General features: G+C 61.8%; 28 protein-coding genes. 13 read left to right on the top strand and 15 right to left on the bottom strand.

Annotated features, from left to right (window positions below; genetic code table 11):
* Positions 1 to 8: 8 nt before the first annotated feature.
* The gene (locus tag ASE04_RS25975; RefSeq protein ID WP_056824883.1) at positions 9 to 623 is read left to right on the top strand and encodes a GNAT family N-acetyltransferase; all 615 of its coding nucleotides are present in this window, start codon (positions 9 to 11) and stop codon (positions 621 to 623) included.
* Positions 620 to 3,532, top strand: a complete 2,913-nt coding sequence (locus ASE04_RS25970; protein WP_056824879.1) for a sensor domain-containing phosphodiesterase — start codon at positions 620 to 622, stop codon at positions 3,530 to 3,532. Before ASE04_RS25975 ends, ASE04_RS25970 begins: the two co-directional genes overlap by 4 nt.
* Positions 3,533 to 3,535: 3 nt before the next feature.
* Here the strand turns inward: ASE04_RS25970 and ASE04_RS25965 are convergent, their stop codons facing one another.
* The 3 genes from ASE04_RS25965 to ASE04_RS25955 form a co-directional block, all read right to left on the bottom strand.
* Complete coding sequence (locus tag ASE04_RS25965; RefSeq protein WP_056824877.1) at positions 3,536 to 4,618, bottom strand: zinc-binding metallopeptidase family protein; 1,083 nt, start codon at positions 4,616 to 4,618, stop codon at positions 3,536 to 3,538.
* A gap of 94 nt (positions 4,619 to 4,712) precedes the next feature.
* Positions 4,713 to 4,904 carry a CsbD family protein gene (locus tag ASE04_RS25960; RefSeq protein WP_056824873.1) on the bottom strand — a complete coding sequence of 64 codons (192 nt, stop codon included), beginning with the start codon at positions 4,902 to 4,904 and terminating at the stop codon, positions 4,713 to 4,715.
* Between the two features lie 77 nt (positions 4,905 to 4,981).
* Positions 4,982 to 5,587 carry a YqgE/AlgH family protein gene (locus ASE04_RS25955; RefSeq protein WP_056824870.1) on the bottom strand — a complete coding sequence of 202 codons (606 nt, stop codon included), beginning with the start codon at positions 5,585 to 5,587 and terminating at the stop codon, positions 4,982 to 4,984.
* A gap of 143 nt (positions 5,588 to 5,730) precedes the next feature.
* Here ASE04_RS25955 and ASE04_RS25950 point away from each other — a divergent pair, with 143 nt between their 5' ends.
* The 6 genes from ASE04_RS25950 (at position 5,731) to ASE04_RS25930 (ending at position 9,894) form a co-directional block, all read left to right on the top strand.
* Positions 5,731 to 6,555: a protein-disulfide reductase DsbD domain-containing protein gene (locus tag ASE04_RS25950; protein WP_082597484.1), complete on the top strand. Its 825-nt coding sequence runs from the start codon at positions 5,731 to 5,733 to the stop codon at positions 6,553 to 6,555.
* Between the two features lie 64 nt (positions 6,556 to 6,619).
* Positions 6,620 to 7,105, top strand: a complete 486-nt coding sequence (locus ASE04_RS25945; protein WP_056824867.1) for a peroxiredoxin — start codon at positions 6,620 to 6,622, stop codon at positions 7,103 to 7,105.
* Between the two features lie 140 nt (positions 7,106 to 7,245).
* Complete coding sequence (locus ASE04_RS31965; protein WP_274533903.1) at positions 7,246 to 7,374, top strand: hypothetical protein; 129 nt, start codon at positions 7,246 to 7,248, stop codon at positions 7,372 to 7,374.
* Entirely contained in the window at positions 7,371 to 8,108 is a 738-nt protein-coding gene (locus ASE04_RS25940; RefSeq protein WP_056824865.1) for a metal ABC transporter ATP-binding protein, read from the top strand. Before ASE04_RS31965 ends, ASE04_RS25940 begins: the two co-directional genes overlap by 4 nt.
* Entirely contained in the window at positions 8,105 to 8,977 is an 873-nt protein-coding gene (locus ASE04_RS25935; RefSeq protein WP_056824863.1) for a metal ABC transporter permease, read from the top strand. The genes ASE04_RS25940 and ASE04_RS25935 overlap by 4 nt, the downstream gene beginning before the upstream one ends.
* Before the next feature lie 17 nt (positions 8,978 to 8,994).
* On the top strand, positions 8,995 to 9,894 hold the full coding sequence (locus tag ASE04_RS25930; protein ID WP_056824860.1) for a metal ABC transporter substrate-binding protein: 900 nt from the start codon (positions 8,995 to 8,997) through the stop codon (positions 9,892 to 9,894).
* 15 nt (positions 9,895 to 9,909) lie between these two features.
* Here ASE04_RS25930 and ASE04_RS25925 read toward each other — a convergent pair whose 3' ends face one another.
* Positions 9,910 to 10,218: a Dabb family protein gene (locus tag ASE04_RS25925; protein WP_056824858.1), complete on the bottom strand. Its 309-nt coding sequence runs from the start codon at positions 10,216 to 10,218 to the stop codon at positions 9,910 to 9,912.
* A 288-nt stretch (positions 10,219 to 10,506) separates the two neighbouring features.
* Here ASE04_RS25925 and fdhA point away from each other — a divergent pair, with 288 nt between their 5' ends.
* Positions 10,507 to 11,697: a formaldehyde dehydrogenase, glutathione-independent gene (gene fdhA, locus ASE04_RS25920; RefSeq protein WP_056825771.1), complete on the top strand. Its 1,191-nt coding sequence runs from the start codon at positions 10,507 to 10,509 to the stop codon at positions 11,695 to 11,697.
* A 147-nt stretch (positions 11,698 to 11,844) separates the two neighbouring features.
* On the opposite strand, the gene ASE04_RS25915 is transcribed toward fdhA, so the two are convergent.
* The gene (locus ASE04_RS25915; RefSeq protein ID WP_056824854.1) at positions 11,845 to 12,183 is read right to left on the bottom strand and encodes a hypothetical protein; all 339 of its coding nucleotides are present in this window, start codon (positions 12,181 to 12,183) and stop codon (positions 11,845 to 11,847) included.
* 277 nt (positions 12,184 to 12,460) lie between these two features.
* Between ASE04_RS25915 and ASE04_RS25910 the strand changes: the two genes are divergently transcribed.
* Complete coding sequence (locus tag ASE04_RS25910; protein WP_056824851.1) at positions 12,461 to 13,174, top strand: DNA helicase; 714 nt, start codon at positions 12,461 to 12,463, stop codon at positions 13,172 to 13,174.
* A gap of 158 nt (positions 13,175 to 13,332) precedes the next feature.
* Positions 13,333 to 13,779, top strand: a complete 447-nt coding sequence (locus tag ASE04_RS25905) for a GNAT family N-acetyltransferase (RefSeq protein ID WP_056824848.1) — start codon at positions 13,333 to 13,335, stop codon at positions 13,777 to 13,779.
* Between the two features lie 40 nt (positions 13,780 to 13,819).
* Here ASE04_RS25905 and ASE04_RS31795 read toward each other — a convergent pair whose 3' ends face one another.
* The 3 genes from ASE04_RS31795 to ASE04_RS25895 form a co-directional block, all read right to left on the bottom strand.
* Positions 13,820 to 14,020 (bottom strand): hypothetical protein, encoded by a 201-nt coding sequence (locus ASE04_RS31795; RefSeq protein ID WP_082597483.1) that lies wholly within the window; start codon positions 14,018 to 14,020, stop codon positions 13,820 to 13,822.
* 97 nt (positions 14,021 to 14,117) lie between these two features.
* Positions 14,118 to 14,414 (bottom strand): YkgJ family cysteine cluster protein, encoded by a 297-nt coding sequence (locus ASE04_RS25900; protein WP_056824845.1) that lies wholly within the window; start codon positions 14,412 to 14,414, stop codon positions 14,118 to 14,120.
* Positions 14,415 to 14,631: 217 nt separating this feature from the next.
* Positions 14,632 to 15,516, bottom strand: a complete 885-nt coding sequence (locus ASE04_RS25895) for a LysR family transcriptional regulator (protein ID WP_056824842.1) — start codon at positions 15,514 to 15,516, stop codon at positions 14,632 to 14,634.
* A 95-nt stretch (positions 15,517 to 15,611) separates the two neighbouring features.
* Between ASE04_RS25895 and ASE04_RS25890 the strand changes: the two genes are divergently transcribed.
* Positions 15,612 to 16,553, top strand: a complete 942-nt coding sequence (locus ASE04_RS25890) for an AEC family transporter (RefSeq protein ID WP_056824839.1) — start codon at positions 15,612 to 15,614, stop codon at positions 16,551 to 16,553.
* 4 nt (positions 16,554 to 16,557) lie between these two features.
* Here ASE04_RS25890 and ASE04_RS25885 read toward each other — a convergent pair whose 3' ends face one another.
* The 6 genes from ASE04_RS25885 to ASE04_RS25860 form a co-directional block, all read right to left on the bottom strand.
* Positions 16,558 to 17,361 carry an endonuclease/exonuclease/phosphatase family protein gene (locus ASE04_RS25885; RefSeq protein ID WP_056824836.1) on the bottom strand — a complete coding sequence of 268 codons (804 nt, stop codon included), beginning with the start codon at positions 17,359 to 17,361 and terminating at the stop codon, positions 16,558 to 16,560.
* Positions 17,362 to 17,452: 91 nt separating this feature from the next.
* Positions 17,453 to 17,893: a ribonuclease HI gene (gene rnhA / locus ASE04_RS25880; protein WP_056824835.1), complete on the bottom strand. Its 441-nt coding sequence runs from the start codon at positions 17,891 to 17,893 to the stop codon at positions 17,453 to 17,455.
* Positions 17,890 to 18,855: a homoserine kinase gene (locus tag ASE04_RS25875; RefSeq protein ID WP_056824832.1), complete on the bottom strand. Its 966-nt coding sequence runs from the start codon at positions 18,853 to 18,855 to the stop codon at positions 17,890 to 17,892. The genes rnhA and ASE04_RS25875 overlap by 4 nt, the downstream gene beginning before the upstream one ends.
* A gap of 109 nt (positions 18,856 to 18,964) precedes the next feature.
* Positions 18,965 to 19,966, bottom strand: a complete 1,002-nt coding sequence (ispH, locus tag ASE04_RS25870) for a 4-hydroxy-3-methylbut-2-enyl diphosphate reductase (RefSeq protein WP_056824829.1) — start codon at positions 19,964 to 19,966, stop codon at positions 18,965 to 18,967.
* Positions 19,967 to 20,028: 62 nt separating this feature from the next.
* Complete coding sequence (locus ASE04_RS25865) at positions 20,029 to 20,778, bottom strand: SURF1 family protein (protein WP_056824826.1); 750 nt, start codon at positions 20,776 to 20,778, stop codon at positions 20,029 to 20,031.
* The gene (locus ASE04_RS25860; protein ID WP_056824822.1) at positions 20,771 to 21,154 is read right to left on the bottom strand and encodes a DUF983 domain-containing protein; all 384 of its coding nucleotides are present in this window, start codon (positions 21,152 to 21,154) and stop codon (positions 20,771 to 20,773) included. Before ASE04_RS25860 ends, ASE04_RS25865 begins: the two co-directional genes overlap by 8 nt.
* Positions 21,155 to 21,284: 130 nt before the next feature.
* Here ASE04_RS25860 and ASE04_RS25855 point away from each other — a divergent pair, with 130 nt between their 5' ends.
* The gene (locus ASE04_RS25855; protein ID WP_056824818.1) at positions 21,285 to 21,926 is read left to right on the top strand and encodes a chloramphenicol phosphotransferase CPT family protein; all 642 of its coding nucleotides are present in this window, start codon (positions 21,285 to 21,287) and stop codon (positions 21,924 to 21,926) included.
* A gap of 60 nt (positions 21,927 to 21,986) precedes the next feature.
* On the opposite strand, the gene ASE04_RS25850 is transcribed toward ASE04_RS25855, so the two are convergent.
* Positions 21,987 to 22,865 (bottom strand): cytochrome c oxidase subunit 3, encoded by an 879-nt coding sequence (locus ASE04_RS25850; protein ID WP_056824816.1) that lies wholly within the window; start codon positions 22,863 to 22,865, stop codon positions 21,987 to 21,989.
* Positions 22,866 to 22,885: the final 20 nt, after the last annotated feature.

Genomic DNA, 22,885 nt, shown 5'->3' with positions numbered 1-22,885 from the left:
AGTGATCGATGCCAAAATCGGTTTTTCGGTTCCTGTCGCGGCAGCCGGATTCGGTAGAGCTTGAGAACGAGCATTATGTGCTTCGTCTGCCGCGCTACCAGGATTTCAACCAGTGGCACAAGCTGCGGGCGGCGAGCCGGCAGTTTCTCGAGCCCTGGGAACCGACATGGCGTCGCGACGAACTGACGGAGGGCGCCTACCGCGCCCGCGTCATCCGCGGCAAGCAGGAATATGCCTCCGGGCTGGCGATCCCGCTCTTCCTGTTTCACAAGGAAAACATGACGCTGCTTGGCGGCATCACGATCGGCTATATCCGCCGAGGCGCCGCCCAAAGCTGCATGATCGGCTACTGGATGGGCGAGGCCCACGCCGGCCAGGGCCATATGTTCGCCGCACTTCGCTTGGTTATACCCTATATCTTCGCAGCGCTTGAGTTGCACCGTATCGAAGCAGCCTGTATTCCAGACAATGCTCGGAGCATCCGCCTGCTTGAAAAAGCCGGGTTTCAGCGGGAAGGCTATCTGCGCGGATACTTGAAAATCAACGGTCAGTGGCATGACCATGTGATGTTCTCACTGCTCGCCACCGACACGGATAAAGGCAGGATAACCGACAGCCGATGACTAACTATCGCATGCTGCTATCATCACCGGCCGGACGCTTCATCGCGGTGATCGCAGCTCTCTTGCTGTCAGCCTTCATGCTATCTGCAGGTCATGTCCAGGCAGCCGAACCGGTCAAGATTTCTCGAGACGACACCGCGCTCGACCTGACGGCCACAACCGAAATCTATGCAAACCAGGGAGAAGCGTTCCAGGTTTCGACCGCGGCCGGAGCCGACGGTATTCGTCGCCGTATTGAGGTACGTGCCAGCTCCGATAACCACCAGGGCGATTGGGCCGTTTTCGCGCTTGCCAACGTCTCCGACGAACAGCTCGAGCGCGTCATCGTCGCGCCGCACTTCCGCCTGGTGAATTCAAAGCTTTTCTGGCCGGATCTCGGCTCGCAGCGCATCATCGCGATCACGCCGAGCGAAGGCTTCGCGCTCGATCGGCAGCCGAGCGACGAGGCCGATGTCTTCCGCATCACCCTTAACCCGGGCGCCGTCATCACCTTCGTCGCGGAGCTTTCGACGCCTGAGCTGCCGCAGATTTATCTGTGGGAACCCGACGCCTACAAGGACACGATCAACGCCTTCACGCTCTATCGCGGCATCGTGCTCGGCATCGCCGGCCTGTTAGCCGTGTTCCTGACGATCCTGTTCGTCGTCAAGGGAACCTCGATGCTGCCGGCGACGGCGGCACTCGCCTGGGCGGTGCTCGGCTATATCTGCGTCGACTTCGGCTTCCTCGGCAAGCTGGTCAGCATCGCGTCCGGCGACCAGCGAATATGGCGCGCCTGCGCGGAAGTGGCGCTCGCCTCGAGCTTCGTCATCTTCCTCTTCACCTATCTCAACCTGAACCGATGGCACACGCATCTTGGCTATCTGACACTCGCCTGGGTGCTCGGCCTGGCGCTGCTCTTCGGGGTTGCTATTTACGACCCTTCGATCGCGGCCGGCATCGCGCGGCTTTCCTTTGCGCTGACGGCGACGATGGGGCTTCTGCTGATCGTCTACCTCGGCCTTAACCGCTACGACCGCGCCATTCTGCTGGTGCCGGCATGGGCACTGATCCTTGTCTGGATCTTTGGCGCTTGGCTGACCATCACCGGACGACTTGACAACGACATCATCCAGCCGGCGCTTGGCGGCGGTCTGGTGCTGATCGTCCTGCTGATCGGCTTCACCGTCATGCAGCATGCTTTCGCCGGTGGCGCCTTCCAGCAAGGCCTTTTCTCCGACCTCGAGCGGCAGTCGCTGGCTCTGACCGGCTCCGGCGACATGGTGTGGGACTGGGATGTGGCACGCGACCGTGTCGTCACGATCCCTGATGTCTCGATGAAGCTCGGCCTTGCGCCGGGAACGATGCACGGCGCTGCGCGCAACTGGTTGCCGCGCCTTCATCCCGACGATCGCGACCGCTTCCGCGCAACGCTCGACGTCCTGCTCGAACACCGCCGCGGACGGCTCAATCACGAGTTCCGGATTCGCGCCGAGGACGGCCATTTCCACTGGCTGCTGATCCGCGCCCGGCCTGTCCTTGGATCGAACGGCGAAGTCATCCGTTGCGTCGGCACCGTCGTCGACGTGACCGAACAGAAGAACTCGATGGACAGGCTGCTGCAGGACGCCCTGCACGACAATCTGACGGGCCTGCCGAACCGGCAGCTTTTCGTCGACCGGCTGCAGGCTATCCTGGCACTGGCACCCGGTGGCGAAACGCTGCGCCCAACCGTCATGGTCATCGACATCGACCGCTACAAGATGGTCAACGATGCGCTCGGCATCGCGGCCGGCGACAATATTCTGATCGCGCTGACGCGGCGGCTCCGCCGACTGCTGAAGCCGCAGGACACGCTTGCGCGACTGTCGGGCGATCAGTTCGGCCTTATCCTCGCCTCGGAGCGCGACCCAGCGAAGATCGCGGACTTCGCAGATGCGATCAGCAAGGCGATCATGGTGCCGATCAACTTCGCCAACCGCGAAATCATCCTGACCGCCTCGATCGGCCTCGCCTCCTTCGTCGACCAGCAGGAGAATGCCGCAAGCATGCTCAGCGACGCCGAACTGGCGATGTATCGCGCCAAGCGCGCGGGGGGCAATCGCGTCGAGCCCTTCCAGCCGGCGTTCCGCGACTTCGGCGCCGACCGGCTGCAGCTCGAAACGGACCTGCGTCGCGCGCTCGAGCGCAAGGAGCTCTCGATGGTCTACCAGCCGATCGCCGGGCTGGAGGATGTCGAGATCGCCGGCTTCGAAGCGCTGATGCGCTGGGAACATCCGAAGCGCGGCAGCATTCCGCCATCCGAGTTCATCCCGATCGCCGAGGCCTCCGACATCATCAACATGCTCGGCCTCTTCGCGCTGGAGCAGGCAACGAACGATCTGATGGCCTGGGAAAACCAGACCGGCGAACTGCCGATATTCGTCTCGATCAACCTCTCGAGCGCCCAGCTTCTGAACAACGATCTCTACGAAGATGTGCGCTCGGTGCTTGCCAAGACGCATTGCGAGCCTTCGCGGTTGAAGCTCGAGCTGACCGAAACGATGGTGATGGAAAACCCGGAACAGGCCCGCCTCGTTCTGGAAAAACTGAAGGAAATCGGCCTCGGTCTCGCCCTCGACGATTTCGGCACCGGATATTCCTCGCTGTCCTATCTGACGCGTTTCCCGTTCGATACCGTCAAGCTCGACAAGACCCTCGTCTGCGACACCAGCGACCGGAAGGCGACGGTGCTGCGCTCCGTCATCGCCATGGCCCGCGAACTCGAGATGAAGGTGGTCGCGGAAGGGATCGAGTCGAACGAGGACGCGATCGAACTCGCGAAGATGGGATGCACCTTCGGCCAGAGCTATCTCTTCGGCCCGCCGATGGCAGCCGAATCCGTGCTGCGCCTGCTGAAGGAACGCTTTCCGCTGACGAAGCGGGCGTAAGGCTCAGGCCATCTGTTGCCGAGGCGTCGAGGCGCCTCGGATCAGCTGGTGCACATATTCGAGCTTTGCAACGACCGGGGCGGACAGGATGAACGGATAGGAATCCGGCTGCCCCATGCTCCGCTGAATGGCGTTGATCGCAACGCTCATCGGGATCCAGGCGGTCACCAACTGCTCGGCGCCAGCTGCTCTATATGGATCGAAGTCCACTTCCGCCGCCATTTCCTCATGCCCACGCGGGTCGACTTCGATACCGAAGGAACGCGCGGTTTCCAACGTGTCGACGATGTGGAGATAGTGGGCGAAGCACTCGGCAAAGTCCTCCCACGGATGGGACGCGGCATAGGCGCTGATGAAGCTGTCCTGCCAGGCCGCCGGGGCGCCGTTCGCATAATGCGCCTGAAGGGCAGCGGCGTAGTCCTGACGCTCATCGCCGAAGACGGCGCGGAACCCCTCGAAGGCATTCCGGTCGCGCACGAGCTTGTTCCAGACGAAATGCCCGACCTCGTGGCGGAAATGGCCGAGCAGCGTCCGATACGGCTCGTTCATCTCGACCCGCGCCTTCTCGCGCGTGGCATCATCGGCCTCGGCCGCGCGGATGGCGATAAGCCCCTCCTCGTGACCGGTCATCGCCGGTTCGACGTTGCCGTCGGGCTGGACGGTATCCTCTAGAAAGTCGAAGACCAACCCGCCCACGGGATCCTCAATGCGATCGGGATGGGGCAGCTTTAGCCGCAGCAGGGAATAGAAGAGATGGCGCTGCGCCTGACCGATCCGCCGCCAGCGATCGACGCCGTCAGGGTTTGTGGTGTTCGGAACCAAGCGATTGTGGCTGCAGGCTTCGCAAAGTTCGCCCTGTCGGTCAGCCGGTATCAGCCAGTTGCAGATATCGAGGCCAGCATTGGCGCAGAAGCGCAACGCCGCCTGCGGGCGCGCCGAGGACTGCCACCCGCCCTCCCCGGATGGCTGCAGCGCGTGCATGGCGAGATCATCCGGCAGAAATCCCAACCGGTGCCCGCAATTCACACATTGCGTGTTATCGAAATGAACGAGCTGATTGCAGTTGCCGCATGCGAAAAACCTCATTGCCCGCAATCCTCCGCGACTTTCGCGTCAAAAAGAGCCCGTCGCGGACGACGGGCTCCGAACAGTTCGGCAAAGCTTGCGATCACAATCGTGATCACAGGCGATCGACAGCGTTCTTCAGCTTTTCCTTGACAGTGCCTGTCGCGACCTGGGCCTTGCCTTTGGCTTCCTGCGCAGCGCCTTCGGCGCGCATGGAATCCTTGCCCGTTGCCTTGCCGACCGCCTGTTTGGCCTTGCCGGCAATCTCGTTGGTCTTGCCCGAAATCTTGTCGGTGGTGCTTCCCATCGCTGTTTCCTTTGTTGGTCGGACCATTGTGCCCGATTGCCCGAAGGAAACGTCGCCGCGCGGCAATCGTTCCGTGATTATGCGTGGCCGGCTTCTGCCGAAAGCATCGCAGCGCTGATCCCCATGCCGGCGAGCGCGCGCTCATATTTGTCGTCGAGGCTTGCATCGAAGATCAACTCTTCGTTCGCCGCGCAATTCAGCCAGCCGTTGTTTGCAATTTCCGCTTCGAGCTGGCCGGCGCCCCATCCGGCATATCCGAGCATCATGGTGGCGCGCTTCGGTCCATTTCCATTCGAGATGGCGCGAATGATATCAAGCGTCGCGGTCATGGAGATGTCGTCGCTGACCGGAATACTGGAATCGCACAGATAGTCGTCCGAATGGAGGACAAAGCCGCGACCGCTCTCGACCGGCCCACCGGTCTGGATTTGCAGATCCCGGGCGTTCGGCGGCAACACGATCGCATCATCGTCCTTGATGATGTCGAGATGCAGCAGGACGTCGGTGAACGTCAGTTCCTGCGATCGGTTGATAATGAAGCCCATCGCGCCGGCATCGGAATGGGCGCAAATGTATATCACCGTTCGGGAAAAGTTACTGTCAGCCATCCCCGGCATGGCAATAAGGAACTGGCCGTCGAAGAAGCCACGTTCACGTCTGTTTTTCAGCGTGGATAAGGACATCTTTGCTCCTGCTGCCGGGCCGATTATAAGGCCTCAACATCATCAACATGGGCCAATGTCCGGTATCAATCAACTGAAAATGAGAATTTAATTGAAAGAGCGTTCTGGACCGATTGCCACAATTTCCCGTAGATGTTTCCTCCATGCTCATCTCGATCCGCGCTTCACACATCATCCTCACCGCCCTCGGCTTTTGTCTGTCTCTTACCTCTGCGTCAGCGGAAATGAGCGCATGGGCCGATAATGAGGGCGGACGCATGCGCCTTGTCGCCCTGCCGCCCGACGCAATGGGCGAAATACGCGCCGGCTTGCAGGTCGAACCGCGATCCGGCTGGATCACCTATTGGCGTGAACCCGGCAAAAACGGGATCCCTCCTCAAATTACGATCGCGCCCGGCAGCAGCGTGACGCTTCAGGAGATTCGCTATCCGGTCCCCAAGCATATCGTGGACGCAAAAGTCGACGAGATTGCCTACGACGCGTCGGTCACCTTCCCCCTGACGCTGAAGTCGACCGGGGCGGCGGGCGAGATTCATGCCATGGCCTTCATCGGCATCTGCAAGGAGATCTGCATCCCTTTTCAGGCTGACCTGACGCTGAAGCTCTCGCCGGCCGCGCAGACGCGGCCCGAGGAAGAAGCCATTCTTGCCGAAGCCGAGAAGCGGCTGCCGCAAGCGCCGTCCGCCGACTTTGCAATCACCGGGCATACACTTTCGGCCGACGGCACGAGCCTGACGCTGGAGATGAGCCTGCCACAATCCGGCGAGACGCCCCCCCAGGTCGTCATTGCCGGCCCGAGCGGCTACGCGTTCACGAAGCAGATCGCGGCGACGCGCACCGGCAACACCGCCAAGGCAACGCTTGCAATCGGCAAGTTGCCACGCAACTACGACATTCACGGAAAGGTGTGGAACGTTCTCGTCATAGACGGGACGCGTGCGATGGAAAGCCCGCTTGCCTTTGAATAGCCGCGTCCTATAGTCGCCTCACCTGCGGCCGGAGCCGCTTTCCAACGAGCATGAGGAGAATTTCATGACGATCGCTATCGGCGACACGTTGCCATCAGCCACATTCAAGGAAAAGACCGCCGACGGTCCGGTCGAGACCACGACGGATGCGCTGTTCAAGGGCAAGCGCGTCGTGCTCTTTGCGGTGCCCGGCGCATTCACGCCGACCTGCTCGCTCAACCACCTTCCGGGCTATCTGGAGAACCGCGACACTATTCTCGGCAAGGGTGTCGACGATATCGCCGTCGTCGCCGTCAACGACTGGCACGTTATGGGCGCCTGGGCGCAGTCCTCCGGCGGGCTCGGCAAGATCCACTTCCTGGCGGACTGGAATGCCGCCTTCACCAAGGCTCTCGGCCTGGATGCCGACCTTTCCGGCGGCAGCCTCGGCATCCGCTCGAAGCGCTACTCGATGCTGGTGGAAGACGGCGTCGTGAAGTCGCTGAACGTCGAAGAGAACCCGGGCCAGGCGACGGTTTCCAGCGCCGCGACGATGATCGAGCAGCTCTGAGCCCTTCATTGCATTCGAGTTTCGAAAGCGGCCCTCCCGGCCGCTTTTTTGTTTTGCACACACGAGCACCAGAACTGCCTTGATTTGGCCTCATTTGTTATAACATAACACGTTACGTTATTACGTTATGAGGATGCGCGATGAAGCACGAGACAAGGACCACTGGCCCGGGAGTGCTCGCGCAATCCGCGCTGTTGAGGCTATTCGCTGCGGCGGTCGCCTCTCTCGCTCTCTGGGGATTGATCGCCTGGGCCGTGCGGCTGCCATGAGCGACGTGATCCGCCTCCGCGACCTCACCGTCGCCTATAACCGGCATCCCGCCGTCCACCATGTATCCGGAACATTTGCGTCTGGCAGCCTCACGGCCATTGCCGGCCCAAACGGCGCCGGCAAGTCGACATTGCTGAAGGCGATCATCGGCGACCTTCGACCGGTGTCCGGCCGGGTCGAACACGGGCTGGCGCCGACGGACTTCGGCTATCTGCCGCAAGCCGCCGATATCAATCGACGCTTCCCCATTTCCGTTCTCGAAACCGTGCTGCTCGGCGTCTGGCGAGAGGCCGGCGCGTTTGGCCGGATCGGCCGGGCGCAGCGAATGAAAGCCCTCGATGCCCTGGCCGCCGTCGGGCTGGACGGCTTTGAAGGGCGGAGCATAGGCTCGCTTTCGGCCGGCCAGGCACAGCGGGCGCTGTTTGCGCGACTGCTGCTGCAGGATGCGAAGGTCATTCTGCTCGACGAACCTTTCACCGCGATCGACGCCCGCACCACACGCGACCTCCTCGACATCGTCACGCGATGGGGCGTTGAGGGGCGAACTGTTATCGCCGTGCTGCATGACTTCGAGCAGGTCCGGTCGCATTTCCCGCATACGCTTCTGCTTGCCCGCGAGATCGTCGACTGGGGCGCGACACCTGAGGTCATGAGGCCTGATAACCTTATGAAGGCCCGGGCCATGGCAGAGCGCTGGGAAGAGGACGCGGCTATCTGCGCGCCCGCCGCATGAGCGCCTACGATCTCTTCATCGCGCCGTTTGCCGATTACGGCTTCATGCGACGCGCGCTCGTCGCCTGCCTCTGCCTCGGCATGGGATCGGGGCCGATCGGCGTGCTGCTGGTGCTGCGCCGGATGAGCCTCGTCGGCGACGCCATGAGCCATGCGATCCTGCCGGGTGCTGCGATCGGCTACATGGTTGCCGGGTCGCTGTCGCTGACGGCCATGGGGCTCGGCGGGCTTGTCGCGGGCCTTACTGTCGCGCTGCTTTCGGGCGCCGTCAGTCGCGCCACCGTGCTGCAGGAGGATGCGAGCTTTGCGAGCTTCTACCTCGCGTCGCTGGCGCTCGGCGTGCTCATCGTCTCGCTTCGAGGGTCCAGCATCGACCTGCTGCATGTGCTCTTCGGGACGATCCTCGCCATCGATGCTCCTGCGCTGCATCAGATCGGGGCGATCACGACCGTGACGTTGCTGACGCTCGCCGTCATCTATCGCCCTCTCGTCGTGGAATGCTTCGACCCCGGCTTTCTACGGGCGGTCGGCGGTCGCGGGCCGCTCTATCATTTCCTCTTCCTGCTGCTGGTGGTGCTGACGCTGGTTGCAAGCTTCCAGGCGCTCGGCACGCTGATGGCTGTCGGCCTGATGATGCTGCCGGCTGCCATTGCGCAGCTCTGGTGCCGAAGCCTGCCGTCGATGATGATCGTTGCCGGCACAAGCGCCGTGGCGTCGGGCTACCTCGGCCTCGTTGCGTCCTATCACTTCGAGCTCGCTTCCGGGCCGACGATCATCATGACCGCCGCCCTCCTCTACGGCCTTTCCATCGTTTTTGCCCCCGCCGGACTTCTCCGGCGCTATTTCCCCCGCCCTCACCTTAAGGGCTGACTTCAAAGGAGACCCAGATGATCTCGAAACGACTGCTCCTATCCATCACGCTTTGCGCATCGACGATGGCGGCCACGCTGCCCGCCTCGGCCGAGACGCTGAAGGTCGTTGCCTCCTTCACCGTTCTCGCTGATGTCGTCAAACAGGTGGGCGGCGACCATGTGCATGTCACCAGCCTCGTCGGCCCGAACGGCGACCCCCATGAGTTCGAGCCATCGCCGGCCAATGCCAGAAACCTGAAGGAAGCGAGTGTCGTCTTCGTCAGCGGCGAAGGCCTCGAAGGCTGGATGGACAGGCTGATCAGTGCATCCGGCTACCAGGGCAAGCCGGTGGTCGCCTCCGATGGCGTCACGCTGCGGACCATGGAGGAGGATGGGAAGACGATCACCGATCCGCACATCTGGAACAGCCCCGTCAACGTCAAGGTCTGGGTCGCCAACATCGCGAAGGCGCTTGCATCAGCCGACCCGGCCGACGCGACTGCCTTCGAGAGCAACGCCAAGGCCTACGGAGAGAAGCTCGATGCGCTCGATGCCTACGCGCGATCGGCCTTCGACAAGATACCTGAGGATCGCCGCAAGGTGCTGACGAGCCATGATGCATTCGGCTACTTCGGCCGCGAGTATGGGGTGAGCTTCATGGCGCCGATCGGGATATCGACGGAAAGCGAGGCCTCCGCTGCCGAGGTCGCCAAGCTGATCGAACAGATCAAGCATGAGCGGGTCAAAACCTACTTCTTCGAAAACTCGAACGATCCGCGCCTCGTCCGCCAGGTCGCGAAGGCAACCGGCGCCGAGCCCGGCGGCGAGCTCTACGTCGAATCGCTCTCGGATGCGAAAGGTCCCGCCCCTACCTATGAAAAGATGTTTCGCTTCAACGTCGATCAGATCGCCGCGGCGATGCGGAAATCGAGCTGAGCCCTTGATGTCCTACTAGACCTGTAGGTCGAAGACGATCAGACCGCCCAGTCCACCGTCCGTCGACGAGACGATGCGCTCGCCGACAGCGACATGATCAGGGTGCACGAGATAGGCGTCGCGTGCATCCGCGCTCTCGAAGGTCACGGCAAAACCATCGACGTAGCCGGCATGCAGTCCCTCCGGCGAGACGTTCGGACCATGCTTGATATCGAGGATGCCTGGTATCAGCTGTTTCAATCCGACGATCGCGTCGAACAGGGACTGCTTTTCATCCCCCGTCATGGCTGCCTTCAGCCGCATCAGCACGCAGTGCAGGATCATGTGGTGACCTCCCGGATCCGTTTTCCGCCGAGCATAAGGAGAAACATCGCAGGGGCAAGGGACAAGGCTGTGCCGTTTTGACTGCATCCCCATGTGAATGGCCTTGGGTGAATGGCCTTGGGTGGACGGCCTCGGCGAAAGCTCGCATGCAGGACGCGACCAATTCGACGCCGCAAACCGTCGTAAACGGAACGGCGCGTCCTACATTCTCGTCTAATCTGTCGATATCAAGCGCGCGGGAAAGAGGAGCCCTGCGTGCAATATGCATTTTCAACGGAGGAGATGGAAATGAGCAAGAACCGAGGCGTCGTCTACATGCGGCCTGGCAAGGTCGAAATCCACGACATCGACGATCCGAAACTTGAGGCGCCCGATGGCCGCAGGATCGAGCACGGCGTCATCCTGAAAGTGATCTCCACCAACATCTGCGGATCGGACCAGCACATGGTGCGCGGCCGCACCACCGCCATGCCCGGCCTCGTCCTCGGCCATGAGATCACCGGCGAGGTGATCGAGAAGGGCATCGACGTCGAGATGCTCGCCGTCGGCGATATCGTTTCGGTGCCGTTCAACGTCGCCTGCGGCCGCTGCCGCTGCTGCAAGTCGCAGGACACCGGCGTCTGCCTCACCGTCAATCCGTCGCGCGCCGGCGGCGCCTACGGCTATGTCGACATGGGCGGCTGGATCGGCGGGCAGGCCCGCTACGTGACCATTCCCTATGCCGACTTCAACCTGCTGAAATTTCCGGATCGCGATCGCGCCATGGAAAAGATCCGTGATCTGACCATGCTCTCCGACATCCTGCCGACAGGTTTCCACGGCGCGGTGCGTGCCGGCGTCGGAGTCGGGTCGACGGTGTATGTCGCCGGTGCCGGCCCGGTCGGGCTTGCGGCGGCTGCTTCCGCCCGCATCCTCGGCGCCGCCGTCGTGATGATCGGCGACTTCAACAAGGATCGCCTCGCCCATGCCGCCAGGGTCGGCTTCGAGCCGATCGACCTGTCGAAGAGCGACCGCCTCGGCGACATGATCGCGCAGGTGACCGGCACGAACGAAGTGGACAGCGCCATCGACGCCGTCGGCTTCGAGGCGCGCGGCCATTCGGGCGGCGAGCAGCCGGCGATCGTTCTGAACCAGATGATGGAAATCACCCGCGCGGCGGGCTCGATCGGCATTCCAGGCCTCTACGTGACCGAGGATCCCGGCGCCGTCGACAATGCCGCCAAGAACGGCAACCTGTCGCTCCGCTTCGGCCTCGGCTGGGCGAAGGCGCAGTCGTTCCATACCGGCCAGACGCCTGTTCTGAAGTACAACCGCCAGCTCATGCAGGCAATCCTGCACGACCGGCTGCCAATCGCCGACATCGTCAACGCCAAGGTCATTCCGCTCGAAGAGGCGGTGCAGGGCTACGAGAGCTTCGACCATGGCGCCGCGACGAAGTTCGTGCTCGACCCGCATGGGGATGTGGCGAAGGCGGCTTGATCCAGTCGGGGTTCTTTCCGGTCTGGAGAGGACGTAACGCAATGGGGGCGGCTGTCGTGGTACAGCCGCCCCTGCTATTTGCAGATTAGATGATGCTTGGCCGGTCCTTGGAATGACCGCATCCGGCGCGAACGCTTCCCCGGGCAATCAGGTCACGAAGGGCATGATATCGACACCGTCACCGGGAAACACGGTGATGTGCGGGTGGTCCTCGAACATCCGTGCGGCGGCATCGGCGTTTTCCGCCTCGACCACCAGATAGCCGCAGAACGGGTTCACGGCCTTGGCGATCCCATCCTTGGTTATACGGGTGGTTTTTCCGACCATGCCGCCACGATCGAGGATGAACGCGGCGTTTCTTTCTTCCCAGGCTGCCCACTGCGCGACGCCGACAGAATCGATTGCATCCTGCTCGACTTTCGGCAGTTCTCGAAAAGCTAGGACGGCTTCTGGCTTGATCGTGTAGACGGCAAGAAAACGGGGCATAGGCGCGTTCTCCGTGAGCTTGGATTGTCGTTTAGCTTACACGTCTGGGGCCAGAAATCACCCGCTGCCTCGCACCGGGATCGCTTTCGGCCTTGTGCGTGGGCCAGTCTTGTCGCGAATCGCGCAACTCGCTAGGTTTCGGCCACAGGCTCGACCCAAGCCTCCCCCCTCCTTTCGGGACAGCATCGCACATGCAGGGTGACGCCAGATCATCGAACCATCTGTTCGAGCATCGCATGAGGAGGGGTTGCGTTTCGGCTCGCAATGGAGGTCTACGATGAAACTCTCTGCACCGATATTTCAGCTCAAGCGCCGCGCCAAGCTGATGGCACGGAATGACAAGGTTCCGCTCAACCAAGCATTGGACCAGATCGCCCGCGACGAGGGGTTTGCGAGATGGAGCCTGTTGTCGTCCCGGATGTCTTCCGGGCCGCTTTCCCAAACGCTCCTGTCTCGCCTTGGCAATGGCGACCTGCTGTTGCTCGCCGGGCGTCCCGGCCACGGCAAGACCACCCTCGGGCTTCAGCTTCTGATCGACGCGGCCCGCGCTGGCCGCACGGCCTTCTTGTTCAGCCTGGAATTCACGGAGCAACAGGCAAGGAAGCATCTTCGAGCGCTGGAGGGCGATACCGACGGCGTTGCCGACAGGGTGCGAATTGTCACGTCCGATGAGATCAGCGCGGACTACATCATAAGCCATCTGTCGGTATCGGAGCCGGGAACAGTCGCGGTCATCGACTATCTCCAGGTACTCGACCAGAACCGCAGCAAACCCGCTCTTTCCGAGCAGGTTCAAACGCTTGGCGACTTCGCACAACGGACGGGCGTTGTTCTAGGTTTCATCTCGCAGATCGACCGGTCGTTTGATCCATCTAGCAAACGACTTCCCGATATCCGCGACATCCGCCTTCCGAACTTCGTCGATCTCGGCCTTTTCAATAAGGCCTGCTTCCTTCACGACGGGGAAGCCCAACTGCAAGACGTCGCCTGATTGCCTGCCGCGGCTCTTCGGGGTCGCGGCACGTATGGCTCTACATTCCGCTTCTGGCGCGAAGCGGTTGGCGCGATGTCGGCTATCGGCCCATTGCAGTCATCTCGGCGACCCCTTACCGAGAGGCGTGATAACTTATCCAAAATTACGAGGCCGGTATGCTCGCTGCTACGGAAATTAAGCACCTTGGGGACTTGCCGTGCGACATCGAGGCGCTTCGAACTGAGGCAGCGAGAGACGGCTTCCGCTTCATCGACAAGCTCACGATCGAATGGCAATCAGCGGCCAACCGATTTGACGCGCCGGGGGAAGCATTGATCGGAGCCTTTCAAAACGAAAGCCTGGTAGCCATCTGCGGGCTTAACATTGATCCCTACGCCGGAGATAGCGCCGTAGGCCGTCTGCGCCACTTGTATGTTCTCAAGATAGCACGTCGGCAGGGCATTGCGTCTGCCATGGTCGGACACCTCCTCGGCGTCGCCCGGATTTCGTTCGCGTGCGTACGACTGTTCACAGACACACGACAAGCCGCGATGTTCTACGAAGCCGTTGGATTTTCCCCGACCGTATCTCGAAAAGCGTCTCATATTGCCAAGATCAAATGACCGCAATCGCGCAAGATAGACGTTACTGCGGTATGACCAGTTAGTGCTTGCGAGCTTGCAGACGTCGCCGATCGCGCTCGACATGTTCCAGACCGGTTTCCGTAAGGCGGAATTGCCGTTTCTGGAATTCCCCTCGGATAAGGATGAAACCTTGCTCTTCAGCTTCGCTGAGAGTCTTCAGGCTCGTTCCTTGAGGGGGTGACTGCCAATCTGTGCCAACGGCACTGTGCAGCAATACCATCACTTTAATAATTTCGGTTCTCCGTCTGCAGGTCAGTCAGAACGCATAGCCTTTCGGACGGATCACTGCAATGGCCGCTTCTGGCGCGGCGGCGGCGTTAGCCGAACCCATAGGCGGCGCGGGCCTCGAGACAGGCGCCGTCTCCGGGCATGCAGGCGCGGCAGACGTCCGGACGGATCTCGTAGATCGAACATGAGGTGTTAACGCCGACGCGGCCGTGCAGGGCGACGCAGCGGTCGCCGTGGCAGCGCATACCCTGCTGGTCATCGGAAACGAAGTGCGGCGGAATCTCGTCCAGTTCCTCGTCGGTCTCGGTGGAGAACCTCGGCCAGCTCGACGAAAACGAGCAGCAGGCACCGCAGGCCTGACAGTCAAAATCGATCGAAGCAGTCATGGTTTTCCTTGGTTTCCGGTGGTCCAGCAGCAAGCTTTGCCACACGATTTTGTCTGATTTCCGCCGATAGGATTTTCGGAAAAGGGCGCGGCATGCATGCAAGCGGTTGCCGGATTCATTCGGAAACCCGGCCTATCTCGCTGTTTCCATCTACCGAGATAGCAAATACCTCCGAGTTTGGCAAAGCGCCGGGGGCATGAATGGTCTCTTCCGGCGATCACGCACCCTCGCGGAGCGACTTCGCGACCTCAAACAGCTGTGGAACAGCGGGATTGTTCGAAGTGGCGGAGGCGCAAAGCACGATGTCGAACTCCGGGGCGTTTGCGATCGGTCTGGATACCAGCCCCTCGGCAAGATCCGTACACAGTGATTGCGGGATCAGCGCGATACCGAGGCCTTCTGCGACGAGCCGGATGATGGTGTGCTGCAGGCGCGGTTCGAGCGCGAAATGCGGGACGACGCCTGCGGCCACGCAGTAGTTTCTGATGGCATCGCGCAGCGTGGGCGTGACGCTTGCGGGCGCGGCGATCAGTCGTTCGCCTTCCAGATGCTTCGGCTCGGCTTCGTCGACCCGCGCCAGGGGATGATGGTCGGGCACGATCAGGCGCAGGCGGTCGCGGGCGAGAAGCGCGGTGCGCAGGTGTGGCGCTGGACTGCCGCCGAAGGTGACGGCGGCGTCGAGGCGGCCCTCGATCAGCATCTCCTCGATATCGGTCGGGATTCTCTCTTCGAGCACGAGGCGCACTTCGGGCCGTGTCTCGGAATAGACTCGCACCAGGGACGGCACGACGCTGTAGGCGGCGTTCATCATGAAGCCGAGCTTCAGTTCGCCCTTTGCGCCTGATGCCACCAGCTGCACGTCGCGGCAGGCGGCGTCGAAATGAGCGAGCACGGCGCGGCACTCTCCGAGGAAATGCTTGCCCGCCGCCGTCAGCGCGACGTTGCGGGAGTTGCGTTCGAACAGCCGGGCACCCAGGGTCCGCTCGATCGCGGCGATCTGGCGACTGAAGGGCGGCTGGCTCATGTTCATGCGCGCAGCCGCGTGGCCGAAGTGCAGGGTCTCGGCAAGGGCCACGAAATAGCGCATGTGGCGCGTATCCATTCAATACCTCAGATGCATCGATCAGCCATCAAACCGACATTGGATTATCTTGATGTCAGGCGCTAGACAATGGTCTTTGCAACTCGAGTTCTCCGATGCTGACCAATCTCCTGATCGTCCTGCCAATCTTCGCCTTGATACTGACCGGATGGATTGCGCGGAAATCAGGCGCGCTCGGCCCGAACGCAACGCGGGAGGTGAACCGGCTGGTGGTCTATCTGGCGCTGCCTGCCCTGCTCTTCGACATCATGGCCAATGCCAAGGTCGCGCAGATCTGGCAGCCCGGCTTCATCCTGGCGTTTACATCGGGCTGCGCCATCATCTTCGGCGCGACGCTGTGGTGGCGGATGGCCAAGGGACGGCAGCTTGCCGATGCGGCGATCGACAGCCTCAATGCCAGCTACGCCAACACCGGCTTCGTCGGTTTTCCACTGGTGCTGTCGCTGGTCGGAGATTCCGGCATGGCGCCGACGCTGATCTCGACGATCCTGACGGTCTGCGTGCTCTTCGCGGTCGCGATCGTGCTGATCGAAGGCGGCCTGCAATCGGAGACGCGGCGGCGCGATATCGCGACGAAGACCTTCTTCTCACTGGCCAAAAACCCGCTGCTGATCGCGCCTATTATCGGCGCGCTGTTCATGCTCTCCGGCGTGCCGTTGCCGGCGCCGATGCATTCCTTCCTGAAGCTTCTCGGTGGCGCGGCTTCGCCCTGCGCATTGATCGCGCTCGGCCTGTTCCTGGCAGGGTCGAAGGCCGGGGCTGCCACCGAACGGGCGGCGACGACAGGCATCCTCGTCGGGCTAAAGTTGATCGCGCAACCTGCCGTGACCTGGATCATCGCCGGTCCGCTACTCAAGCTGCCACCGGTTGCCGTGCACACCGCCGTCCTGCTTGCAGCGCTGCCGACTGGCACCGGGCCTTTCATGCTGGCGGAATTTTATGGCCGGGAAGCGAGCCTGACGGGGCGCGTCGTGCTTGCCTCGACGGTGCTGTCGATCGCGACGATCTCGGCCTATCTCGCCGTTGCCGGGCAGTGATGCCCTATTCGATCTCCAACAGCAGCGCGCGGTGATCGGAAACCTCGGGCTGCGCCACCGGGTCGAAGGTCGCCACATCAACATCGGGCGTCACCAGCATGTAATCGGCGTAGCGGCCCTCCTTGGTGTAGTGCGAGGTCCGGGTGTCTGTATGGACTCGGGAGGTGACCAGATCGGTGAGGCCGAGTTCGGCCAGCGTCGTGAAGGTCGCGCTATCGGGCAGTAAATTGAGATCGCCGCAAACGACGAGCCGTTCGCCGGTACGCCAGATGCGGCTGATCAGCGAGACCAGAGATTGCGCCTGGGCGCGGCGGGCCGGCGTGTCGCCCTTGCCGGCGAGGTCGCGCAGGCCATGCAGTTGGGCGATGGTGATGGGCCTGTTACTGGCGTAGTCGAAGAGCCTGATGCAATCGGCATTGCGCGGGCGCGGATGCTCACCGTAGCCATCACTGGAGAAGTCGCCGTGCACGAAATCCATCGCACGACCGATAACCGGATAGCTGTTGCGCACGAAGGTCGCGAGCCCGAATTCGGACGAGACCAGCTTCTTGCCGTCGAAGAGCGTGCCGCGTGCCGTTGGTGCGAAGAAGGCGTCGTGATCGCGAAGGATTGTCTTGATCTCGTCGAAGAGATTGGCACGCTGCGGCAGGATGTGGCTTCCGTCACGATACTCCAGCCAGTCCGAGGCGACGCCGACCGAGCGGGTCACTTCCTGCAGGCAGAGGACGTCGGGATCGGCATCGCGAAGATAGCGGATCAGCGGCTCATAGAGCTTTCCGCCCCAGGCGTTCAGCGAGATGACACGCACCGCAGCCCTCCTCGAGCGTTGATTCAAGCGCTTGCCGGATTGATTCAGGCAAGCGCCTCATGTGGCTGTTTTTACGCGGGTTGAGCCGCCTCTACCGCTTCTTGAACGGCTCCATGCCCTTGCGGGCAAGCTCGTCGGCGCGCTCGTTTTCAGGATGGCCGGCGTGGCCCTTGACCCAGTGCCATGTGACCTTGTGGCGCTGGTTGGCGACATCAAGCGCCTGCCAGAGTTCGCCGTTCTTCACCGGCTTCTTGTCGGCGGTTTTCCAGCCGTTCTTTTTCCAGCCGAAGATCCACTTGGAGATGCCGTCCATGACGTATTTGCTGTCTGTGTGGAGATCGACTTCACAGGCGCTCTTTAGCGCCGTCAGCGCCGAGATGGCGGCCAGCAGCTCCATGCGGTTGTTGGTGGTATCCGCCTCGCCGCCGCAAAGATCCTTCTCGACGTCGCCGTAGCGCAGCACCGCGCCCCAGCCGCCGGGGCCGGGATTTCCGGAGCAGGCCCCGTCAGTGTAGATATCGACGTGCTTCATGCCGAGAGCCCGTATTCGACGGCGTTGGCGATCTGCCGGTGGAAGCGCAGCTTGCGCAGATATTCGAGCGGATCCTTCTTGGTGACCATCGCGCCCTCCGGCGTCGTCAGCCAGTCATAGAGCCGGGTCAGGAAGAACCGCAGCGCCGAGCCACGCGACAGGATCGGCAGCGCTGCCAGTTCGGCGTCGCTCAGCGGCCGGACGCTCTGGTAGCCCTCCAGCATCGCCATGCCCTTGGTGATGTTGTAGGCGCCGTCCTTCTCGAAGCACCAGGCGTTCAGGATGATCGAGACGTCGTAGGCCAGGAGGTCGTTGCAGGCGAAATAGAAATCGATCAGGCCCGAGAGATCATCGCCGAGGAAGAAGACGTTATCGGGGAAGAGATCGGCGTGGATGACACCGGATGGCAGGTCCTTCGGCCAGTGGCCGGCGAGGAAATCGAGTTCGCCGCGGATCTCGTTCTGCAGCCCCTTCTCGACTTCGTCTGCGCGCGCCTCCGACTTCTCCCAAAGCACCTTCCAGCCGTCGACCGACAGGGCGTTGGGGCGCTTCAGTTCGAAGCCTTCACCGGCGACGTGCATCTTTGCCAGCGCCTTGCCGACCTCGCGGCAGTGCTTTGCTTCGGGCTTGCGCAGCCACATGCCTTCCAGGAAGGAGATCAAAGCTGCCGGACGATCGGAAAGCGTGCCGAGCAGTGCCCCGTCCTTGCGCGGCAGCGGCAGCGGGCAGGACAGGCCGCCGGCAGCCAAATGCTGCATCAAGCCGAGGAAGAACGGCAAATCGTTCTTCTCGACGCGCTTCTCGTAGAGGGTGAGGATCAACGGATCCTTGCTGGTATGCAGCAGGAAGTTGGAGTTCTCGACGCCTTCCGCGATGCCCTTGTAGGACAGCAGCGTGCCTGCCTCGTACTCCGTCAGGAACCACTTCAAATCGTCTTCTGAAATATCGGTGTAAACTGCCAATTTATGTCCCGCGAAAAATGTTTGATCCGTTATGATGCCGCCCGGCCGGAGCGGTTACTGGCGCCGTAATCGTCCCCTCGACGATTACGCCCGTATCACGGGATGCGCCTTATCCATTCACCCACGCCATGTCCTCATGCGTCAGCTCGATGTTGCGCAGTTCCCGGTTGACGAGGAAATGCTCGTTTTCCTGAACTGTCTCGGCGAGTTCGACCCTGGCGTCGAAGCGCGCACGGAAGGCTTCGATGATCTCGTTGACGATAACCTCGGGCGCCGACGCGCCGGCAGACAGGCCAAGCGTCGAGATCGGGCCGATATCATCCCAATCGAGCTCCGAGGCGCGTTGCACCAGGAGCGACTTCCTCGCCCCTGCCCGCAGCGCCACCTCGACCAGCCGTTTGGAGTTCGACGAGTTCGGAGCACCGACGATGATGAAGAGATCGCAGCCGGGTGCTGCCTGCTTGACCACTTCCTGGCGGTTGGTCGTGGCGTAGCAGATCGAGTCGGCGGCAGGCGCCGTCAGGTTGGGGAAGCGCTCATGCAGGCGCGTGATCACGCCGGCCGTGTCATCCACCGAGAGCGTCGTCTGCGTCACGAAACCCAGATTGTCGGGATCGGCGGGCTCGTAGGCGTCGGCGTCCTCGATCGTTTCGATCAGGGATACCGACCCTTCCGGCAGCTGGCCCATCGTGCCGATCACTTCCGGGTGGCCGGCGTGACCGATCAGGACGACATGACGGCCGAGCTTGTTGTGGCGCATCGCCTGCTTGTGCACCTTGGAGACCAGCGGGCATGTGGCATCGAGATAGAAGAGATTGCGGGTGCTTGCATCTTCCGGAACGGATTTCGGCACCCCGTGGGCGGAGAAGACGACCGGCTGGGCGCGATGCTCTTCAGGGATCTCGTCGAGCTCTTCGACGAAGACGGCGCCCTTGGCTTCCAGGCCTTCCACGACATACCTGTTATGGACAATCTCGTGGCGGACATAAACAGGCGCACCGTAGGATTTCAGCGCCAGCACGACGATCTGGATGGCGCGGTCGACGCCGGCGCAAAAGCCGCGCGGTCCGCAGAGCCTGATCGTCAAGGGAGGTTTCGCCGCAATATTCATGTCTGTTCCGGTTCGTAGGGATAGCGCTGTCTAGCCCAATATAGGCAGGAATTGAAGCGATACTATTGCGCCGGACCTCGCTTGCGGAAGCGAGCGACCAGAACGATGATCACAAGCGTTGCCGCAAGCCCGTACCATGTGAAGGCATATTGCAGGTGATTGTTCGGCAGGTCGACATCCGTAACGCCGCCGATCGGCATCCCTTTCGGATTGGGGGTATCGTCCGCGTCGACGAAGAAGGGAACAACCTGTTTCCCGTCGAGCTCGACGCTCGACGCCATCACGTCGAGGTCCTTCCAGTAGAAGATGTTCTTGGCGACATCATTGTCAGGCACCACCCAAGACGGCTTGCCCGGCAGTTTCGCGCGAGCAAGACCGGTCACCGTTTGCCGATCGGTGAGCTGCCCCTGCATGCGCATTTCCGGTTCCTTGTTGTCGTAAGGAACGAAACCCCGGTTGACGAAGAGATAGCGGCCATCGGCCAACTGAAGCGGGGTGTAGACGTAGAAGCCCGTCTGGCCACGCCAGGTGGCGAAGAAGTGCCGCTCCTTGCTGTTGACGTATTCGCCGCTGACGGTGATGTGGCGATAATCGACATCTTCGCCCTTTGCCGCGATCGCCTCGACATCGGCAAGCGACGCCGGCGGCGCCTCCCGACGCTCGGTGATATCGGCCAGCAGCTTCTCCTTCCACTGGAGCCGTTCGACCTGCCAGGTGCCGAGCGTAAGCAGGATGGCGAGCGCGACAAGCACCGCGATGCCTGTCAGCACCGACCGCTGTCGGCGTGGCGCCGAAACATGAAATTCAGTCACGGGAAAGTCGCCCCTCGCTGGCGTTATGGCGATACTGCATCGCGATCAGGATACCCTTGCACCAGCGCAGGGCCAGCAGGGAGAGAACAATGGTGAGCGGACCGAACAGCAGGATGTGCAGCCAGATCGGCGGCGCATAATTGACGTCGAGCCAAAGCACCGAGCCGATGACGATGAAGCCGACGATCAGAATGACGAACACCGCAGGGCCATCGCCGGCATCGGCGAAATCGTAGTCGAGGCCACAGGCCGCGCAGCGCGGTTTCAGCGCCAGCAGGCCGTTGAAGAGCTTTCCCTGGCCGCAGCGAGGGCAGCATCCCCTGATGCCTGTCTTCACCGGATCGACCGGTGGGAAATGCGCGCTGTCCTCGTTCATGCTATCCTTCGAATTGCCTGTGGCCAACCGGAGCCCCGCCTTAACTCACCCATAAAGTATTCGCAGAACGAAGGGAAATCCCTGCGCTCTTTCGCCCCAGCGATTCGCGCCAAACAGAAGAAGAAAACTGATGACATACGACAGCTCGGCTGGACAGATCGTGATCCTGAACGGTGCCCCGCGCAGTGGAAAATCGTCGATCGCCAAGGCGATCCAGGAGCATTTCGACGGCCCCTGGATGAACCTCGGCGTCGATGCCTATAACGGGATGACACCGGAGCGCTACCTGCCCGGGATCGGGCTGCGGCCGGGCGGGGAACGCCCGGATCTCGAGGAGATGGTGCCGTTTTTCTATGCCGCGCTCTACGAGTCGATCGCCATCCATGCCGGGCTCGGCCTCAACATCGTCGCCGATCTCGGCCATCATGACAGCTACTCTCAGCCGCTTGGCATTCTTGCCGATTGCGCGCGGCGCCTGGAGGGGCTGCCTGTGCTTTTCGTCGGCGTCAGATGTCCGATCGAAGTCATCATGAAGCGCCGCGAGATCGTCGAGCCCGGTCGCGAGACACTCTATGTCAGAGGCGGCGAAACGGACGCGATCCCGCAACAGGTCCGGCTGTGGCAGAAAGAAGTGCATATCCCCGGCATCTACGACATGGAACTCGATACGGGGGTGCTGACGCCCGCGGAGTGCGCCGAAGCCATTCGCCACCAGCTCGATCTCGGCATTGCCCAGCCATCCGCTTTCGAACAGCTCGCCGGACTGCGCTGACGGAAACAAAAAAGGCGGGCGCCACAGCACCCGCCTTTTTCATTCTTATCCGACGTTCGCTCAGCCCGCGGCGAGCGGCGCACCCCAGCCGCCCCAGACGTAGATGCTGAAGAACAGGAACAGCCAGACGACGTCAACGAAGTGCCAATACCAGGCAGCCGCCTCAAAGCCGAAGTGCTGCTTCGGGGTGAAATCGCCACGCAGCGCACGAATGAGGCAGACGACCAGGAAGATCGTTCCGACCAGGACGTGGAAGCCGTGGAAGCCTGTCGCCATGAAGAAGGTTGCGCCGTAGATCGAGTTCTTGAACGCGAACGGGGCGTGCGCATATTCGTAAGCCTGAACGCTCGAGAACAGGACACCCAGCAACACAGTCAGGGTCAGTCCCTGAACGAGGCCCTTGCGATCGTTGTGCAGCAGCGCGTGGTGCGCCCAGGTGACCGTCGTGCCCGACAGGAGCAGGATGACGGTGTTGTAGATCGGCAGATGCCACGGGTCGAGAACCTCGATGCCCTTCGGCGGCCACTGACCGCCGGTGAAGGCGAGACGCGACGCCTGGATCGCCTCATGCGGATAGAGGCTTGCGTCGAAATAGGCCCAGAACCAGGCAACGAAGAACATCACTTCCGAAGCGATGAACATGATCATGCCGTAGCGCAGATGCAGCGACACGACGCGGGTATGAGCCCCTTCGTGCGCTTCCTTTACGGTATCCGCCCACCAGCCGTACATGACGTAGAGAACGAGTGCCAGGCCGATGAAGAACAGCCACGGATGCGCCCATTCGATGCCGAAGATGTGCAGCGATCCCCCATTGATGTAGCGCATGAAGCCAACACCGCCGAACGCCATGATGAAGGCGCCGATCGAGGCCAGCAACGGCCACGGGCTTGGATCGATGATGTGGTAATCGTGATTTTTCTGATGAGCATCAGCCATGTAAGCTATCCCCGGATCTC

Origin of the sequence: Rhizobium sp. Root708 (assembly GCF_001429725.1) — a bacterium.
GTDB lineage: Bacteria > Pseudomonadota > Alphaproteobacteria > Rhizobiales > Rhizobiaceae > Rhizobium.
This window is presented reverse-complemented; position numbering and strand designations above follow the sequence as displayed.

Coding starts and splice junctions, on each gene's coding strand:
- ASE04_RS25855 (WP_056824818.1), top strand. CDS start 21,285: ATGACATACGACAGCTCGGCTGGACAGATCGTGATCCTGAACGGTGCC.
- ASE04_RS25965 (WP_056824877.1), bottom strand. CDS start 4,618: ATGAGGTTTTTCGCATGCGGCAACTGCAATCAGCTCGTTCATTTCGAT.
- ASE04_RS25860 (WP_056824822.1), bottom strand. CDS start 21,154: ATGAACGAGGACAGCGCGCATTTCCCACCGGTCGATCCGGTGAAGACA.
- ASE04_RS25925 (WP_056824858.1), bottom strand. CDS start 10,218: ATGATCCTGCACTGCGTGCTGATGCGGCTGAAGGCAGCCATGACGGGG.
- ASE04_RS25935 (WP_056824863.1), top strand. CDS start 8,105: ATGAGCGCCTACGATCTCTTCATCGCGCCGTTTGCCGATTACGGCTTC.
- ASE04_RS25940 (WP_056824865.1), top strand. CDS start 7,371: ATGAGCGACGTGATCCGCCTCCGCGACCTCACCGTCGCCTATAACCGG.
- ASE04_RS25950 (WP_082597484.1), top strand. CDS start 5,731: ATGCTCATCTCGATCCGCGCTTCACACATCATCCTCACCGCCCTCGGC.
- fdhA (WP_056825771.1), top strand. CDS start 10,507: ATGAGCAAGAACCGAGGCGTCGTCTACATGCGGCCTGGCAAGGTCGAA.
- ASE04_RS25900 (WP_056824845.1), bottom strand. CDS start 14,414: ATGACTGCTTCGATCGATTTTGACTGTCAGGCCTGCGGTGCCTGCTGC.
- ispH (WP_056824829.1), bottom strand. CDS start 19,966: ATGAATATTGCGGCGAAACCTCCCTTGACGATCAGGCTCTGCGGACCG.
- ASE04_RS25930 (WP_056824860.1), top strand. CDS start 8,995: ATGATCTCGAAACGACTGCTCCTATCCATCACGCTTTGCGCATCGACG.
- ASE04_RS25970 (WP_056824879.1), top strand. CDS start 620: ATGACTAACTATCGCATGCTGCTATCATCACCGGCCGGACGCTTCATC.
- ASE04_RS25905 (WP_056824848.1), top strand. CDS start 13,333: ATGCTCGCTGCTACGGAAATTAAGCACCTTGGGGACTTGCCGTGCGAC.
- ASE04_RS25975 (WP_056824883.1), top strand. CDS start 9: ATGCCAAAATCGGTTTTTCGGTTCCTGTCGCGGCAGCCGGATTCGGTA.
- ASE04_RS25895 (WP_056824842.1), bottom strand. CDS start 15,516: ATGGATACGCGCCACATGCGCTATTTCGTGGCCCTTGCCGAGACCCTG.
- ASE04_RS25915 (WP_056824854.1), bottom strand. CDS start 12,183: ATGCCCCGTTTTCTTGCCGTCTACACGATCAAGCCAGAAGCCGTCCTA.
- ASE04_RS25910 (WP_056824851.1), top strand. CDS start 12,461: ATGAAACTCTCTGCACCGATATTTCAGCTCAAGCGCCGCGCCAAGCTG.
- ASE04_RS31965 (WP_274533903.1), top strand. CDS start 7,246: ATGAAGCACGAGACAAGGACCACTGGCCCGGGAGTGCTCGCGCAATCC.
- ASE04_RS25955 (WP_056824870.1), bottom strand. CDS start 5,587: ATGTCCTTATCCACGCTGAAAAACAGACGTGAACGTGGCTTCTTCGAC.
- ASE04_RS31795 (WP_082597483.1), bottom strand. CDS start 14,020: ATGGTATTGCTGCACAGTGCCGTTGGCACAGATTGGCAGTCACCCCCT.
- ASE04_RS25945 (WP_056824867.1), top strand. CDS start 6,620: ATGACGATCGCTATCGGCGACACGTTGCCATCAGCCACATTCAAGGAA.
- rnhA (WP_056824835.1), bottom strand. CDS start 17,893: ATGAAGCACGTCGATATCTACACTGACGGGGCCTGCTCCGGAAATCCC.
- ASE04_RS25890 (WP_056824839.1), top strand. CDS start 15,612: ATGCTGACCAATCTCCTGATCGTCCTGCCAATCTTCGCCTTGATACTG.
- ASE04_RS25850 (WP_056824816.1), bottom strand. CDS start 22,865: ATGGCTGATGCTCATCAGAAAAATCACGATTACCACATCATCGATCCA.
- ASE04_RS25960 (WP_056824873.1), bottom strand. CDS start 4,904: ATGGGAAGCACCACCGACAAGATTTCGGGCAAGACCAACGAGATTGCC.